The following is a 17,872-nucleotide window of genomic DNA, read 5'->3' as shown; positions in this document are numbered from 1 at the left end:
ATGAAGGAACATCTTTGTAGCATTTTTATTTTGTTCTGGTGTTTTTTTTCAGGCCTGGCCTGGACACAACAGTTGCCTGCCGCCACCAATACGCTTGAAGTACAAATTGCTGGTTTTCCCCCCACACCTTTAAAAAATTCCTTCAAACGACTTTCCGAAAAGCATGAAACTATTAAGCACGACTTTGTCCCGGCCACCATTAGAAAATTCTATGAAGAAATTCCCAAAAAGATTGAAGAAGCCATAAAGCCGTATGGTTATTTTAAACCTCATATTCACGATTATATTCGCCACCCTTATCCTCATTTTGGTTTGGCCATTTTACCGTGAATCCCGGGCCACGCATGCAGTTTACGCAGGTTAAATTCCAAATCACTGGTCCTGGCGCTTACGACCGGGCTTTTCTGAACCTTTACGAAAACTTCCCCGTAAAAGCGGGTGATTTTTTTGATTCAGAAAAATACGAATCCGCTAAAAATGATTTATTTAATGTCGCCGCAGGACGCGGCTTTTTTAAAGCCCGAATGATAAGAAACCAAATTCTTGTTGATTTAAAATTATCGCTCCACCGTCATTATTGTTTTTGATACGGGTCCCCGCTTCTTTTTTGGCACGACCGATTTCTCAGCCACGCCCTTCCATGAAAGTTTTCTCCATCGTTTTTTACAATATCGAAAAGGGTATTACTTCAGTCAAGATAAAGTGGGACGTACACGGGAAAGGCTCGCTAACAGCGATTATTTTTCGACGGTCGTCGTGACACCGGAACTGCAAAAGGCCCAAGCTTTATACGTTCCTGTTAAAATCCATTTAGACATGCAGCCAAAAAAGCAATACAATTTTGGATTGGGGTTTGGAACGGACACAGGCCCGCGCGCTTTAGTCAGTACTAATTTTCGTTGGATTAATCCCTACGGCTATCGTTTTAACACTTATTTACGCGCCTCACCCTCTAACAGCGCGCTGGTCGCGAATTATATTATTCCGGGGAATAATCCTCTGCAACCAATCTATACACATTTTCCGCAGGCTTTTTAGATCAAGATCAAGATACGGGGAAAGGCCGTAGTGGTCGACTTAGGGTGAGCTATCAAACTAATGTGGGAAATTGGCAACAGATTATTTCACTAACGGCACTAAGAGAACGTTATAATTTGCGCAATTTATCGAGGACGAACGCCAGGGTGTTGTATCCTTCAATTTCGTGGGAGCACCGGCACGCTGACAACACGCTAAACCACTCCCGGGGTTATAGTATAGTAGCCACCATTAGCGGCGCGAGTGAAAGTGTTCTTTCAAAAACCAGTTTTCTTCAAACACGTTTAGATACGCGGTTTTTGTTTACCGCGTGGGAGCGAACCCGCTTTATCATTCGAGTATCTGGGGGCTATACTGCCATTAAAAATATCCTTAATTTACCTTTATCCCTGCAATTTTTTGCCGGCGGTGCTCGAAGCACACGTGGTTTTAGCTTCAATTCCATTGGACCCGGGCGCAGCCTTTTCGTCGGAAGTTTTGAAATACAGGAAAAAATTATAAGAAATATTTATCTCGCTGGTTTCATTGATCTCGGAAATGTGAGTGAGCGACTCTTTAATGAAAAATTAAAAGTTGCTGTCGGTCCTGGAATTGTTTTGTTAACGCCGGTTGGGATGTTTGAACTGACCATTGCCAATGCCATTAGCGAACCTAAAAAGCCGTGGGTTATTCAATTTTCGATGGGGTCAGTTTTATGATTAAGTGGGTCACTGGAATACTGATTTCACTTGTCATTCTCGTTGGTTTTTTGACAATTTTAATGATGACGCCCGTGGGATTAAACATCGGTTTGCGAATTGCAAAAAAAGTTGTTCCTGGCGAACTCAATTATTCCAGCGCTTCCGGAATTCCCACAGCCCCTATCGCGATTTCTAACTTTAGCTATCGTCACAGAGGATTGGAAATTACTGTGGCTAAATTACAAGTGAAATGGCAGCTTTTTTATTTATTAAGAGGTGTGCTGCACATTACCCAATTGCATGCCGACAATATAAAAATCCTGCTTCCTCTTCACACCGAAGAAACGAAATCCGTCTTCCCTTTGATATCAATATGCATCGAGGTCTTTTAAAAAATTTAAGTATCAAATACCACTCTACGATCCCGTTCATTTTAAAACTATTTTACTGAATCAGATTGAATTTAATCATATGTTAAGTGGCGATATTCAGGCGCAAACTACCCAGCCTTATCCGTTAAATGTCTATTTACACTCAAAAGGTACGCGCAATAATTATCAGCTTTCCCTACAAGCAAAAAGTAAAGATATCAATTGGCGGATGACAGGAAAAGGAGCCCATCAATGGATTGAATTACAAACGCATGAAGCCCACACACTTAATGGCTATCTTAATGCTTTTGTTAAAGTGTATTTTTATCCTATTTTTAAGTGGGATATTAATCTGGATATAGTTGATTTAAACTTGCGAAAATTTAATCGCAATTGGCCACAACAATTGACAATTCAACTCAAAACCAAAGGCGAACATAAAACCGGCGAGTCACCTGATTTTACCTTAACCGGCATGCTACAAACACAAAAGGCCTATATGCATATTGCGGGTGAACATTACCAACAATGGAACTTAGCATGGACCATTAATGTGGCTGATTTTTCGAGTCTCCTCGCTTTTCTATTATTAATGGTGAAGCCACGGGGCACAACATTATATTCCCCGCTTACCGAATTAGTGCACTTGAAGGGCATTGGAATATTGATACTAGCTCTAATCAATCTTCCACAATTACAATTAACGCTCAACACGTTCATACGCCTCTTCATCGATTATCCGCGTTAAAAATTGACGCCAGTGGTCAGCCCCATGCTCATCATATAAAAGCCGATATATTTATTGATAATGCTGAAGTGGGTAGAACCACAGTTAATTTATTATTAAACAGCAATTTACAAAATAAAGTTTGACGGAGTGTATTTAGGCATTTTACTATCCAATCGCAAAAACTCGGCAAGTGGGATATCGATCGTTCTTCAACGCTCACCGTTACCGCCGATCACACCACTATTTCACCGTTTTGCTTGTGCTCGGGACCGAATCATTTATGTTTACAAGGGCGCTGGAACAGGATTCCTTTGTCTACCGTTAATGGCACTTTAACCGTTAATTCCGATGACGCTGCCATCGTTAAATTATTCTTGCCGGATACCATTCAACTGCATGGGCGGTTAGTCGCCAATTTCGCTATTAGCGGCAGAATCGAACGCCCCTCAGTCAATGGCAGATTACAATTAGAAGAAGGCAGCATCGATTTTCCACAGCTTCAGGTTTCCATTACTCAGGTTCGCGGTTCCATAGATTCAACAGGTTCCACCATAAATTACTGGACGGAAGGTTATTCCCAAAATCAGCCGATCCAAATCACGGGTCAAACTCGATTAGACACGCCGAAACCCTCCACCACTCTTACCGCGCATGGCGAAAATCTTTTAATTGTAAATACGCATCAATACATCATTTACGGATCCGGGGAATTAAAAATCGACATTGTGGATCGTAATATTGATATTGTAATATTGATATTATGGGAACTCTCACCATCCCTCGCGCCATCCTCAAACCCACTACCTTTAGCCGGGTTGCTGCGTTAACGGGAGATGTTTTTTTATCGGCACTGATGAAAAACAAACACCATGGCAAACCAATATTAATATCAAAATCATTTTTTTGGGCGACCAAATTCTATTGGATTCTCTCGGCGCAAAGGGTCGGTTAGCCGGTGAACTCACTTTATTAAAACCGCCCAACCAGGTCATGACAGCCAATGGCCGGATTACCATTATCGATGGGAGACTTTCACGACTCATGGACAGACCCTGGATATTGGCCCTCATTCAGCGGTAACGTTTATTCAAAGCCCCATTACTAACAACCCTATGTTGAGCGTTCGCGCCACCCGCACCGCCACCCGCACAATTAAAACGTCACCAATTGTTCATCAACTCGGCGGCCCTACGATTATGGTAGGTCTCGATGTAGAAGGTACTCTTCACCATCCCAAAGTAACGTTATATTCTTCTGATCCAAACCTCACTCAAGCCGACATTTTATCTTTTTTAATTTTTGGCCATTCCGCAAATGCAAACACACCCACCAATGTGAATCTCTTAGTGAACGCGGTTGATACGTTAAACATTGGCGGTGGGAAAACCTCAGCAGGCGGTGTGGTCGATCAGATTACCCAAGGCTTAGGATTAACTGAACTTGGCATTGAATCTCAAACGACTATCGCTGCACTGGGCGGCCCTACTCAAAGCGCTTTTGTCGTCGGGCGGCTATCTTTCCCCACGAATTTATATCCGCTACAGCCGGGGAATTACTACCTCCATCAATGTCATCCAAATCCGTTATTTAATTAGCAAAAATTGGTTTATTCAAACCGAAACTAGCTCCCTTAGTAGCGGCGTAGACGTTTTATATTCGATTGAAAGGAATTAATTTGGAAACGAATCATAAAAAAACGCCTTCGTGAGGAGTTGTTTTTTTAGAAGATTTTTATGTATGGCGGTTCTTTTTAAAGCGCGCCATCAAAATCCTGTAATGCCTTAACGTCAAAATCACGTAAGGTTGCTTTAGCATCGAAAACCTGTAACGCCTTAGTATCAAAATCACGAAGATCTGCCGTGCCCGACTGAAGGTCACGAAGTCCTATTTGAGGCGCTAGGAGCGCAATGCTAGAAAACAAGAAAGCGCCTGTAACAACAGTTAGAAATTTTAATTTTTTCATAGAGTTACCTATTTTTAGGTGATAGAGAAACATCCGGGTTGTCCAACTAATAACCGGTTTGTCGCGATGAGCAATTACTTGTCAATTATATGGTTACCCTGCGAGGAGAAGGTTTTTAGGACGGGTTTTCCTTTAAATGCAGCGTATCCGCGCTAAAATCAAGCCGATCCCGTAGCCAGCGTAAAATCAACAAGGCGGGAAAACCAGCAAAAAAAGTGATTAAATAAAAAGGAGCCCACCCCATATACTTGACTAGATAAGCAGCGACGGGACCAATCACCACGCGACTTACAGCCATTAATGCCGATAAAATTGCGTATTGCGTTGCAGAGTATTCCCGCTTACAAAGCGCTATTAAAAAGGCAACGAAAGCTACTGTTGATAAGCCCCCACAAAAATAATCGGAAAAAATCAACACTATCATGACGGGAAAATTTTTCCCTACCAACGCCAACACCATGAAAGAAAGGTTAGTCACAGTTTGTAAAAACCCAAAAACCATTAGCGATCGATACAGCCCTAACCGTGGCATAAAAAATCCACCGGCAAATCCACCTAATAACGAAGCGATTACGCTGACTAATTTATAACTATAACCCAATTCTAAAAGTCTAAAACCAACGCCGCGCATTAAAAAAGTTGTGTTTAAGGATAAAGCAAGTGCGTCACCAAATTTATAAATTAAAACCAGCAGCAAAATCATAACGATATGTTTACGGGTCAACAATTCCCGAAAAGGCGCCACAACAGCGTACAACGTTAATGGTGGATAAACCGGTTTTTCAGGATTAGGTGCGGTCAAAGTCGGAATAATTTGGATCAGCATTAATAAAGCCATTGTTAAGTAAGTGGCCCGCCAACCATAATCTGCCGCCAAAATTAACGATAATCCGCCCCCCACCAACATCGCCACTCGACCGCCGACTGTCGTCACCGACACCCCAAAGCCACGTTCTTTTTGGCGCAAAACATCTACTCGATAGGCATCGATAACGACATCCTGCGAAGCGGAAATAAACGCGACCACGGCAGACAACCAAAATAATTCCCACGGATGATGCGCCGGGTTCATAAAAGCCATAATAGCCAGAGCTCCGGCAAGACTGATTTGCGTTAACAAAATCCAACTTCGTCGCCGCCCCAATTCCAGCGGTGCATACCGATCCATAAAAGGCGCCCACACAAATTTAACCAAATAAGCGTACTGTAAAAGACTCAAGCTCCCAATCACCATAAGGCTAACGCCCGCCGCGGTGTACCACGCTTGTAAAGTTCCTGTTAGCAACACAAGCGGCAACGTGGAAGAAAAACTGAGGAACAGCACCGTCATGACACGACGATTGAACAAAAGGCGCCCAGAAGATTCCTGATTTTCGTGGTTCATTAGGTGTTCATATAGAATTTGACCATCTCTGTCAAGAAATGCCCGTCAATTTTGTTGTGGGGATCAGGGTTCTAAAATAGCAGTTTTTTACACGTACCTTGTTCTCATCACTTGGACTTCGGCTCGGTAAAAATGTTAAGATAGGTATAATATCACCTTCACTGCCTAGGTTTAAATTCATATGATTAGCGTTTTTGACTTATTCTCCATCGGGATCGGTCCTTCGAGTTCACACACAGTCGGTCCCATGCGGGCAGCGAATGAATTTGTTCGGGGATTAGTGGACCGGATATCGGATATCAACCGATTGACGATTACTTTGTATGGTTCATTGGCTTTTACCGGAAAAGGACATGGAACGGATAAGGCGGTTGTTATAGGGTTAATAGGGGAAAGTCCCGAAACGGTTAATCCGGACTCCATCGAGGATCGGGTCAGGAACGTTGAGACTGGAGGTCAAGTCTCTTTATTAAATCAATATCCCCTTAATTTTTCCATTGCGGATGACATTATTTTCAATTATCAGGAAACTTTTGATTTCCATCCCAATGCCGTAGAGTTCAGAGCTTATAGTAAAAATGCCGCCCTTATCCAAAAATCCCTTTATTTTTCCGTTGGTGGCGGCTTTATCGTTAATGATGAATGGCGAAATGAATTAGTAAAAACCGAAAATGATGCTCCCTACCCATTTAATTCCGCCGCAGAACTGATGGCGCATTGCCAACATCAATCGCTTTCCATTGCAGCAGTTATACTAGCGAATGAAAAAACGCTCTGCGATGAAAAAACCATTTTCAAGAGATTAATGCATATTGCAACAGTGATGGAAAATTGTATAAACAAAGGTTGTCAAGCGGACGGTTTCCTCGCAGGGCCGCTCAATGTGCGCCGTCGCGCCCCCTCACTGCACCGAAAACTACTCGCCATTGGTCCACCGGACGCCAAGCATCCACAAACAATGAATTGGTTGAACGTGTATGCAATGGCTGTTAATGAAGAAAATGCGGCCGGTGGTCGTGTTGTGACTGCGCCAACTAACGGAGCCGCTGGCATTATTCCAGCCGTTTTGAATTATTATAAATATTTTTGTAAAAACGCGAGCGAAAAAGGCATCATGGACTTTTTATTAACGGCCGGCGCTATTGGCATGCTTTACAAAAAAAGCGCCTCTATTTCTGGAGCGGAAATGGGATGCCAAGGCGAAGTGGGCGTAGCTTGTTCTATGGCCGCTGCCGGTTTAGCGGCTGCTTTAGGCGGAACTATTTTTCAAGTGGAGAATGCAGCAGAAATAGGAATGGAGCATAATTTGGGACTCACCTGCGATCCTGTTGCAGGGCTTGTGCAAATTCCTTGTATCGAACGCAATGCGATGGGTTCGGTAAAAGCTGTCAATGCAGCACATTTGGCGCTGGCCGAGGATGGAGAGCATAAAATTTCATTAGATATGGTGATCGGCACTATGCGTGAAATCGGCCGTAATATGAGTACTATTTATAAAGAAACCTCGAAAGGTGGTTTGGCCGTGGCGGTGAATATCACGGAATGTTAATGATTCTGATAGAATTTTTGGAAACAATGGATTGTTAAATCGGGCGCATAACGGGAATGTTTTTTAATAAATAGCATTTCGTATAATTCACGGATGCCCTTTATGTCTTCACTACAAAGTTCATCATGGTAAACAATTTGATAAGGTCGGCTTTTACATTTCTTTTGCTTAGGCAGTTGTCTTCAGGGTCGTATATATGCACCATTTTAGTAGGAATTAATACAAAGCCACCACTTTTTAAAGCGGTAAATAAAGTCGAGTCCATTATTTGACTTAAGCGAGGCACCATAATAGTACATTTTCGGTAACGCTTTTTTAATTTGGAAACAATAAATGATCGGCATAAGCTTTTGCATAAGTAATAAGTAATATACGCATTGTAAGGCGAGCAAATGTGGATATTTTCGCATTTTCCTTTATTGAGAGTTACCAATACCGATACACTCCCATTACTGAGGATAACCCAGCCGACTTTCAAATTAGTGACGAAGAGGAAAAGGACACTTTTTAACAAAATCGCTTCAATACTGCCCGTTTTTTCACAGCACTCTTCCAGAAATCGATCCGCGTCTTTGGGGGTTAAAACAGTGATTGGATGGGTCGCCTTTTCCATAGTAATCCAAAAATTTTTTATCTATAAATGATAGGCAATCGGATGGTTGTCAAAATATTTACCGAAAATCAAAAAAATTTTAGCGTCGGAATATTCAACCTATCCCGTTTGCATACTGAGAGTTTTTGATTTTACTAGTAATTTTTTATATAAAAATTTACTCTTTAATAATTATAAATCCCTTCTAATCTCAGTAGCTTGCTTTTTTTTGATTTTAGAAAGTCCGTCAAAACTAAATTTCACCTCAAGTGTGATCATAGGTGCAACTTGAAAACACTTAATACTTTCGCCTACGAAGCTATCTCGTTGGAAAATCCGACACAAGCACAAATTAGACGCGTTCATGAACTTTAGCAATTAATTTATCTGGATAAGCATGCAAGATTTAATCCGGATTATACCGTTAATTATTTTGAATAGCATATGAAATTGAAAAACCATATTTTTTAGGCTTGATAGAAAAAAACTAAAAAAAAAAATAGATGCTTTTATTTGTTTGAGAATTATGAACAATTTAGCTAACGCCGCCCGGCGGTTATGATAGTAATTTATCGAAAAACCTTAACTTATGCAGACAACAAAACGCGCTGACTATAGAATACACTAAGGAACAGTGCTGCTTATTTTCAGTATCTTTCGTTCGTTCAAAAAATTCCTTAGTTTCTATTAAAACAAGCACTAAAACTGATGACTATTGAAAGGTATTTGAAGGTTATCTCCAAATGAAACTGATTATGACAATGCTTTAATCTGTTTGCATTATACTGCTTTTGTAAGCTATGTGAAATCAGAATTTAAAAATTTAAGCGGAGCGCTTCCTTTCTTCTTTCAAATTATAATAAACTTTTTTTGGTCTAATTTCAAAATTTTGCAAGTTTAATCAAGTCGTTCAGCTCAATAATCCACTAGCATAACGAAAACTTTGATATTAAAATATCCGAACTTTGTTAATATTGATAAGCTGCTCTATTCACAATTAGAGCTAAATAATTATCAGTTCGTGCCAACGATGCTAGCCTATTTATTAGATCCAAAAAATATTATTAAAAATAATTCTAAACGACGTTATAGTGTTAAAACACACTCTAAAAGCGATAGTAAATTATTAAACACCTCAGGTTACAGAAGTGTTTCCTTAACAAATTTAACTAAAAACAAATCCAACGCGTTAGATCCCTATATATATAAAATTTTATATTTAGGTAGACATTCAAAATATAACCGGAATCACATGGAAGAGTATTTTAAGCGACTTATCTATGAAAACGATCATCTTTTTTTATATTTAGCAAAGGAAAGTGGAACTATCAATGCTTTTGTCTGTTTACGAATAAAAGATAAATTGATAAGTTGCACGCCTGTTGGTAAAGCTTCACTGGATTCTCATAGGTCGAATATTAAAATTTATGACCTTTGAGGGGTATATTAAATTTGCGTGTAACAATAAAAGGGCGCCTCAAATGTACCTACACCTCCAGAAAATTAGTCTGCTAAGTCATAGAGAGGGTTTAATTCCAGCTCAATTTTTGAGGATAGCTCTGCTAATTTGCTATTTATTTCGTTCAAAGCATTTTTTGCTAACTATACTTTCGTTCTTTTATTCTTTAGTTGTTCTTCTTTCCCAAGAAGAGCGATAGCTATCGTGCATCTATGTTTTTCCGTTTCTGTGGCAAGCCTACCTAACCGTTTCATTTATTTCATCAATTCTCATACAAAATTCCCTATTCGTATTTTTACACTAGGGATTATAACCAGACAACCTTAAAATACTCTTAAGCTAAACAAAAAACCCATGTCACTTTTTACAGCAACAGCGGTTTTTAATATAAAACCTGGCGGTGACCTACTTTCGCATGGGAGATCCACACTATCATCGGCGCTAAGCGTTTTCACTTCTGAGTTCGGAAAGGAATCAGGTGGAGCCCGCTCGCTATGGCCGCCAGGAAACTGGTGAAAATTAGTAAAGACAATAGAAACCATTTAGGGTTACATAGTCAAGCCGCACGATTAATTAGTACAGGTTAGCTTCACTCATTACTGAGCTTCCACACCCTGCCTATCAACGTTGTCGTCTTCAACGAATCTTTAGGGACCTTAAAGGTCCGGGAGATCTCATCTTGAGGGGGGCTTCCCGCTTAGATGCTTTCAGCGGTTATCCCGTCCGTACTTAGCTACCCGGCAATGCCACTGGCGTGACAACCGGAACACCAGAGGTACGTCCACTCCGGTCCTCTCGTACTAGGAGCAGCTCCTCTCAAATCTCCAACGCCCACGGCAGATAGGGACCGAACTGTCTCACGACGTTCTAAACCCAGCTCACGTACCACTTTAAATGGCGAACAGCCATACCCTTGGGACCGGCTACAGCCCCAGGATGTGATGAGCCGACATCGCATAATTCCATACTTTCGTATAGCACAGACTATATCTTCATCCTGTCATTGACCTTAGACTCTTCTGAGTCATAGTCTAATTAAGACAAACAGGAGTCGGCGTATTACCATTCGAATAAATGCGCGAATAGTCTCCCCTTTTGGGTCAGTCGTTACAGGGTCATAACGCTAATTTATTATATCGAAAGCGCGGCAAAATATGTTCTTCGACAAGCTGAATCATACGAGGAACACTTTTCGCGCTAATCTAAAGACGATAGCATTCTTTGTCGCAATTTAGACTCCTTTTAATTTCAAATTGCTCACTTAATTTTTCACTCAATGTCTGCTGTTCAGATTTACTGAACTGCTGAGTATTTAAATAAAGTGTATTTCTACTTCATGAGGCATCGTCCACAAACCACAGTGCTAATATCATTGGATTTAAAATTAAATCAGATGGTATTCTCTTTTCTGTTTTTGTAAAACCATTCATAATAGTTTGTAAAAACAGGAAGACTTCGGTGTGGTAAATCGATACTCAACTTGCCTACCATTGCCTTGTCTGGTTTTTGGTGGAGTTAAGAGATACGACTGAAAATTTTTATATTTCCAATCAATGTAAATCTTACTTTGATAGGAATGATTCACTTCAAATAAGGCGTTAAACCTTAAATCTTGTTCGAAGTGTGGCATCACCTAGCAAGCTTCCTACCAAAACGGCATGTTGTCTAGACGCTAGACTTCCCACGGTGTTGCCGGGTAATTAATTGAGATATGAGATGATAGCAATTTATTACTGACGGGTTCACCGTTATAAGCCGAATTTTTGGTACAGAATTACTTCTGTAGCACCCCGATGTAAGTTAAGGTGCCAAACACCACCGTCGATATGAACTCTTGGGTGGTATCAGCCTGTTATCCCCGGAGTACCTTTTATCCGTTGAGCGATGGCCCTTCCATAAAGGACCACCGGATCACTAAGACCTACTTTCGTACCTGCCCGACTTGTCAGTCTCGCAGTCAAGCACCCTTATGCCTTTGCACACAATGCACGATTTCCGACCGTGCTGAGGGTACCTTTGTACTCCTCCGTTACTCTTTTGGAGGAGACCGCCCCAGTCAAACTACCCACCATACACTGTTCCCGACCCGGATTACAGGACAGGGTTAGAACCTCAAACACGCCAGGGTGGTATTTCAAGGTTGGCTCCACTGGAGCTAGCGCTCCAGCTTCAAAGCCTCCCACCTATCCTACACAGGCATATTCAACGTTCAGTATAAAGCTGTAGTAAAGGTTCACGGGGTCTATCCGTCTAGCCGCGGGTACGCTGCATCTTCACAGCGATTTCAATTTCACTGAGTCTTGGGTGGAGACAGCGTGGCTATCGTTACGCCATTCGTGCAGGTCGGAACTTACCCGACAAGGAATTTCGCTTATAATCTTAAGCTTAATCATAATAATTAAACCAAAAAGCAAGTTAGGCGAAACTTACCTTTCCTGCATGTCGCCATGCAGATGGGACTCTATCTTCATCCGAAATTTATCAGATGTCTGGCGTATTAGTCTCTGAGGATTCTAATCAAAAAAATTAATCTTTCCTGCTGATTTTCCGCACCTCACAGATTTTCACTTTCAGTAAATTAATATTTACCGATGAGTACCGGAGGATACACCGGATTTTCCAGCATATAGCCAGATTTTACTAAGGCAACGAGTTACGAACGAAACCTTAGGACCGTTCTAATGTTATATTAATCAAAAAGCTATGATTAATAGGCTCCTTTTAATCTAAATTTTATTGAAGCCCTCTATATCGCTATAGAGATCGGACTATATCATCACGCATGTATTGGACTTTTTGCATTTGTGCTCGGCGTGTAGTCTCTGAGGATTTTCTTAGTTTGGGATTAATGAAAGTATTTCTTCGTCGGAATATTTTCTTTTCCTATCATCATTTATTTCATTGTGTATTTCAAGAATTTTCTTAATTCCCAATTTAGTTAAATGTTTTTTCTCCACCACAAGTAACACAATTTTTTTAAATTTAAAAAAAACCATGCTTCCTTCTTGCGGAAAGAAATCCATAAAAGTCAAAAAAGGGGATTATGTTTCCTTGAATTGCAATAAAATTGTTTACTCCATAATACAAAACACCATCATTTCGCTGCCGCACAGTCCCGCAGTTTAAATGTCTTTTCAATAAAAGATAAAATTACTTCATCTCGTTGTGAAATATTAAAACACACCGAAACTTTCCACGGCATTTTTTATAATCATTGCATCTTCGAAAGGAAATATTAAAACTTCCTTTCCCATCAGCAAAGCTAGCAAAATAATGACCTATTTTAGGAGGAATTTTCTTTACATCAAGTTTCATGATGATACTCCCAAAATTACTAAGAATCTTTCCTGCTGATTGTCCGCACCTCGCAGATTTTTACTACCTCAGTTTTAGTTGAGATGAGTACTGGAGGATACTCGGAGTTTCCAGCATATAGCCAAGTTTATTTACGTAACTACAACGGTTAATTTATAGTTACGGCCGCCGTTTACCGGGGCTTCGATCAAGAGCTTCGCCCGAGGGCTAACCCCATCACTTAACCTTCCGGCACCGGGCAGGCGTCACACCCTATACGTCCTCTTACGAGTTTGCAGAGTGCTGTGTTTTTAGTAAACAGTCGCAGCCACCTGGTATCTGCAACCCTTTTCAGCTCCAGCCGCAAGGACCTTCACTTACCAAGGGCGCACCTTCTCCCGAAGTTACGGTGCCATTTTGCCTAGTTCCTTCACCCAAGTTCTCTCAAGCGCCTTGGTATTCTCTACCCGTCCACCTGTGTCGGTTTATAGTACGGTCTTACAATCCCTGAAGCTTAGGGACTTTTCCTGGAAGCGTGGCATCAATCACTTTGTACGAACAAGTTCGTACTTCATCATCATGTCTTGGAATTGAGTTCCCGGATTTGCCAAAGAACTCTTCCTACACACTTAAACCACCACAACCATCGGGTGGCTGACCTAGCCTTCTCCGTCCTCCCATCGCAGTATTGTAAAGTACGGGAATATTAACCCGTTTCCCATCGACTACGCATTTCTGCCTCGCCTTAGGGGCCGACTCACCCTGCGCCGATTAACGTTGCGCAGGAAACCTTAGACTTTCGGCGTATGGGTTTTTCACCCACATTATCGTTACTTATGTCAGCATTCGCACTTCTGATACCTCCAGCAAACCTCTCGATTCACCTTCACAGGCTTACAGAACGCTCCTCTACCCATCAGAAGACAGAAGACAGAAGACTGAGGACAGAAAGATGAAAATTAACTCCAACTTTTGTGTAATCCTTATTAATATGTTCGCAATATCTTGATAACCATTGCGAAGGTCTATCCAATTTTGCTGTGTTAGATACCCTAAATCAAAACAATATCTCAACTAGACTAGCATTTCATCGGCTGAACCCATTGCAATTAAAATAAATCGCTTAAATTCAGCTTTTGAGACACTTTCTTTTCCAAATCATTCTGCGATATTTGTGCAAATCGATTTGCTTGCTCGACGAATTTGATCTGCTAACCCATATTGCTCTTCTTTAGGTATATTTAAACTTAATCTATGAATTTTCAAAGAAAGGTTATGCGCTTTCTGAAAAATTACTAAGTCTTCAAAGCTAGCTATTTCTTTTTTCACGTTTCCGTTCTCTGTCATCTATTTTCTGTCTTCTGATGTCGCAGCTTCGGTACACAGTTTGAGCCCCGTTAAATCTTCCGCGCAGGACGACTCGACCAGTGAGCTATTACGCTTTCTTTAAAGGATGGCTGCTTCTAAGCCAACCTCCTGGCTGTCTGAGCCTTCCCACATCGTTTTCCACTTAACTGTGATTTTGGGACCTTAGCTGGCGATCTGGGCTGTTTCCCTTTCCACCACGGACCTTATCACCCGCAGTGTGTCTCCCGTGCTAAAACTTCTTGGTATTCGGAGTTTGCCTCGGTTTGGTAGGCCGGGATGGCCCCCTAGCCGAAACAGTGCTCTACCCCCAAGAGTCATACACGAGGCGCTACCTAAATAGCTTTCGAGGAGAACCAGCTATCTCCGAGCTTGATTAGCCTTTCACTCCTATCCACAGCTCATCCCCTAATTTTTCAACATTAGTGGGTTCGGGCCTCCAGTCAGTGTTACCTGACTTTCACCCTGGCCATAGATAGATCGCTCGGTTTCGGGTCTACTCGTTGCAACTAAACGCCCATTTCTGACTCGGTTTCCCTGCGCCTCCCCTAGACGGTTAAGCTCGCTACAACAAGTAAGTCGCTGACCCATTATACAAAAGGTACGCAGTCACACTTCCAAAGAAATGCTCCTACTGCTTGTACGCATACGGTTTCAGGTTCTATTTCACTCCCCTCGCCGGGGTTCTTTTCACCTTTCCCTCACGGTACTGGTTCGCTATCGGTCAGTAAGGAGTATTTAGCCTTGGAGGATGGTCCCCCCATGTTCAGTCAAGATACCACGTGTCCCGACCTACTCATCGTTACTCACATTATTTACTCTTTCGCGTACGGGGCTATCACCCGCTATGACTGAACTTTCCAGGACATTCTGCTAGAACAAATAATGATTTAGTAACTGGGCTGTTCCGCTTTCGCTCGCCGCTACTAACGGAATCTCAATTGATTTCTTTTCCTCTGGATACTTAGATGTTTCAGTTCCCCAGGTTCGCTTCGTACACCTATGGATTCAGTGCACGATAACCCCGAAAGGTTGGGTTTCCCCATTCGGAAATCTCCGGATCATTGCTTGTTTGCCAGCTCCCCGAAGCTTATCGCAGGCTACTACGTCCTTCGTCGCCTCTTACTGCCAAGGCATCCACCATATGCGCTTATTCACTTGACCATGCAACCCTAAATGATTCCAGGGTTACCATGTCAATAACGACATAGAATACCTAAATGGCGCCTTTACTTTTCACCAAATTGTTAAAGAGCAGCGTGTAAGTTTCACGCATCAACAAACCTGTGTCAAGGAATCAACACAGGTTTGTTGATGCCAGAAATAAATTTTGGAAGCGATTAATGTTAAAGGTTAAAGTTTGGTGGAGCCAGGCGGAGTCGAACCGCCGACCCTCTGCTTGCAAGGCAGATGCTCTCCCAACTGAGCTATGGCCCCCCTAGCAGAGGACAGAGGGCAGAAGATAGAGGACAGATTAATTGTTAAGTGGTGGGTCTGGGAAGATTTGAACTTCCGGCCTCACCCTTATCAGGGGTGCGCTCTAACCAACTGAGCTACAGACCCCTTTTAACCGTGATTCTGTCCTCTGTCTTCTAGCGTTGAAAGCAGTTTGTGTGGATACCGGTACAAGTTTCGATCACTAAAAGTAAGGAGGTGATCCAGCCGCAGGTTCCCCTACGGCTACCTTGTTACGACTTCACCCCAGTCATGGCTCATACCGTGGTGAGCGGCCTCCCGAAGGTTAGCCTACCCGCTTCTGGTACAATTCACTCCCATGGTGTGACGGGCGGTGTGTACAAGGCCCGAGAACGTATTCACCGCGACATGCTGATTCGCGATTACTAGCGATTCCAACTTCATGGAGTCGAGTTGCAGACTCCAATCCGGACTACGAGCAGTTTTCTGGGATTAGCTCCACCTCGCGGCTTGGCAACCCTTTGTACTGCCCATTGTAGCACGTGTGTAGCCCTACCCGTAAGGGCCATGATGACTTGACATCATCCCCACCTTCCTCCGGTTTATCGCCGGCGGTCTCCTTAGAGTTCCCGACATGACTCACTGGCAACTAAGGACGAGGGTTGCGCTCGTTACGGGACTTAACCCAACATCTCACGACACGAGCTGACGACAGCCATGCAGCACCTGTCTCTCGGTTCCCGAAGGCACCAAATCATCTCTGACAAGTTCCGAGGATGTCAAGGGTAGGTAAGGTTTTTCGCGTTGCATCGAATTAAACCACATGCTCCACCGCTTGTGCGGGCCCCCGTCAATTTCTTTGAGTTTTAACCTTGCGGCCATACTCCCCAGGCGGAGAACTTAACGCGTTAACTTCGCTACTAAGAAGTAAACTTCCCAACAGCTAGTTCTCATCGTTGACGGCGTGGACTACCAGGGTCTCTAATCCTGTTTGCTCCCCACGCTTTCGCGCCTCAGTGTCAGTATTGGTCCAGGAAGTCGCCTTCGCCACTGGTGTTCTTTCCGATATCTACGCATTTCACCGCTACACCGGAAATTCCACTTCCCTCTACCATACTCAAGATACCCAGTATCGGGTGCAATTCCTAGGTTAAGCCCAGGGCTTTCACATCCGACTTAAATATCCACCTACGCGCGCTTTACGCCCAGTGATTCCGATTAACGCTTGCACTCTCTGTATTACCGCGGCTGCTGGCACAGAGTTAGCCAGTGCTTCTTCTATGGGTAACGTCAGCGCCCAAGGATATTACCCTTGAGAATTTCTTCCCCACCGAAAGTGCTTTACAACCCGAAGGCCTTCTTCACACACGCGGCATTGCTGGATCAGGGTTTCCCCCATTGTCCAATATTCCCCACTGCTGCCTCCCGTAGGAGTCTGGGCCGTGTCTCAGTCCCAGTGTGGCTGACCATCCTCTCAGACCAGCTACGGATCGTCGCCTTGGTAGGCCATTACCCCACCAACAAGCTAATCCGACGTAGGCTCATCTTATAGCGCGAGGTCCGAAGATCCCCCGCTTTCAGAAGACAGAAGGCAGAGGACTGAAGATAGATCATTGTGTCACTTCGCGACAAATTTTCAAAATCTGTGACGCAGTCACACAATCACCTGTCTTCTGTCTTCTGTCTTCTGTCTTCTGTCATGCGGTATTAGCCCGAGTTTCCCCAGGTTATCCCCCACTACAAGGTAGATTCCTACGCATTACTCACCCGTCCGCCACTCGCCGCCAGGGAGAGCAAGCTCCCCGCGCTGCCGTTCGACTTGCATGTGTTAAGCATGCCGCTAGCGTTCAATCTGAGCCAGAATCAAACTCTTCAATTAAATATTGGGTTTCATACCCTTAAAAAAGGGTATAAGAAAAGGCTCGACACAAAACACTGCAGTTAGCAGGCTGTGTGTCATAAATCTTAGTGATTCAACTACTTGCATAGTACCCACACAAACTGCTTCCGTTTGCTGCTAAATTTTTAAAG

The 17,872-nt window shown here is 42.8% G+C and carries 3 protein-coding genes, 2 tRNA genes, 3 rRNA genes and 5 pseudogenes; 4 read left to right on the top strand and 9 right to left on the bottom strand.

Features of this window, described 5'->3' with window-relative positions; genetic code table 11:
• Positions 1-1,736 (top strand): annotated as a pseudogene (locus OWO34_RS00840) (autotransporter assembly complex protein TamA).
• A pseudogene (locus OWO34_RS00835) lies at positions 1,733-4,493 on the top strand (translocation/assembly module TamB domain-containing protein). The pseudogenes OWO34_RS00840 and OWO34_RS00835 overlap by 4 nt, the downstream one beginning before the upstream one ends.
• Positions 4,494-4,569: 76 nt before the next feature.
• On the opposite strand, the gene OWO34_RS00830 reads toward OWO34_RS00835, so the two are convergent.
• The gene (locus OWO34_RS00830; protein ID WP_267256209.1) at positions 4,570-4,782 is read right to left on the bottom strand and encodes a hypothetical protein; all 213 of its coding nucleotides are present in this window, start codon (positions 4,780-4,782) and stop codon (positions 4,570-4,572) included.
• A 115-nt stretch (positions 4,783-4,897) separates the two neighbouring features.
• Positions 4,898-6,166, bottom strand: a complete 1,269-nt coding sequence (locus tag OWO34_RS00825; protein ID WP_267256208.1) for an AmpG family muropeptide MFS transporter — start codon at positions 6,164-6,166, stop codon at positions 4,898-4,900.
• Positions 6,167-6,347: 181 nt separating this feature from the next.
• On the opposite strand from OWO34_RS00825, the gene OWO34_RS00820 reads away from it, so the two are divergent.
• On the top strand, positions 6,348-7,715 hold the full coding sequence (locus OWO34_RS00820) for an L-serine ammonia-lyase (RefSeq protein WP_267256207.1): 1,368 nt from the start codon (positions 6,348-6,350) through the stop codon (positions 7,713-7,715).
• Positions 7,716-7,717: 2 nt separating this feature from the next.
• On the opposite strand, the pseudogene OWO34_RS09660 reads toward OWO34_RS00820, so the two are convergent.
• Positions 7,718-8,046 (bottom strand): annotated as a pseudogene (locus tag OWO34_RS09660) (hypothetical protein); the annotation flags it as partial.
• A 30-nt stretch (positions 8,047-8,076) separates the two neighbouring features.
• Positions 8,077-8,328 (bottom strand): annotated as a pseudogene (locus OWO34_RS09655) (hypothetical protein); the annotation flags it as partial.
• Positions 8,329-9,049: 721 nt separating this feature from the next.
• Between OWO34_RS09655 and OWO34_RS00810 the strand changes: the two are divergent.
• A pseudogene (locus OWO34_RS00810) lies at positions 9,050-9,767 on the top strand (hypothetical protein); the annotation flags it as partial.
• A 391-nt stretch (positions 9,768-10,158) separates the two neighbouring features.
• On the opposite strand, the gene rrf reads toward OWO34_RS00810, so the two are convergent.
• The 5 genes from rrf to OWO34_RS00785 all read right to left on the bottom strand — a co-directional run bounded on the left by rrf (position 10,159) and on the right by OWO34_RS00785 (position 17,720).
• Positions 10,159-10,272: ribosomal RNA gene (rrf, locus tag OWO34_RS00805) — 5S ribosomal RNA — on the bottom strand.
• 46 nt (positions 10,273-10,318) lie between these two features.
• A 23S ribosomal RNA gene (locus tag OWO34_RS00800) occupies positions 10,319-15,589 on the bottom strand.
• Positions 15,590-15,786: 197 nt separating this feature from the next.
• Positions 15,787-15,862 (bottom strand) — tRNA-Ala (locus OWO34_RS00795).
• 49 nt (positions 15,863-15,911) lie between these two features.
• Positions 15,912-15,988 (bottom strand) — tRNA-Ile (locus OWO34_RS00790).
• 83 nt (positions 15,989-16,071) lie between these two features.
• A 16S ribosomal RNA gene (locus tag OWO34_RS00785) occupies positions 16,072-17,720 on the bottom strand.
• The 16S, 23S and 5S rRNA genes sit together here with 2 tRNA genes alongside, the layout of an rRNA operon.
• Between the last annotated feature and the right edge of the window lie 152 nt (positions 17,721-17,872).

It is taken from the genome of Coxiella endosymbiont of Ornithodoros maritimus, assembly GCF_907164965.1.
GTDB lineage: Bacteria > Pseudomonadota > Gammaproteobacteria > Coxiellales > Coxiellaceae > Coxiella.
Note: the sequence above shows the minus strand (reverse complement) of the source record. Positions and strands in the feature narration are given on the sequence as shown.

Coding starts and splice junctions, on each gene's coding strand:
- OWO34_RS00830 (WP_267256209.1), bottom strand. CDS start 4,782: ATGAAAAAATTAAAATTTCTAACTGTTGTTACAGGCGCTTTCTTGTTT.
- OWO34_RS00820 (WP_267256207.1), top strand. CDS start 6,348: ATGATTAGCGTTTTTGACTTATTCTCCATCGGGATCGGTCCTTCGAGT.
- OWO34_RS00825 (WP_267256208.1), bottom strand. CDS start 6,166: ATGAACCACGAAAATCAGGAATCTTCTGGGCGCCTTTTGTTCAATCGT.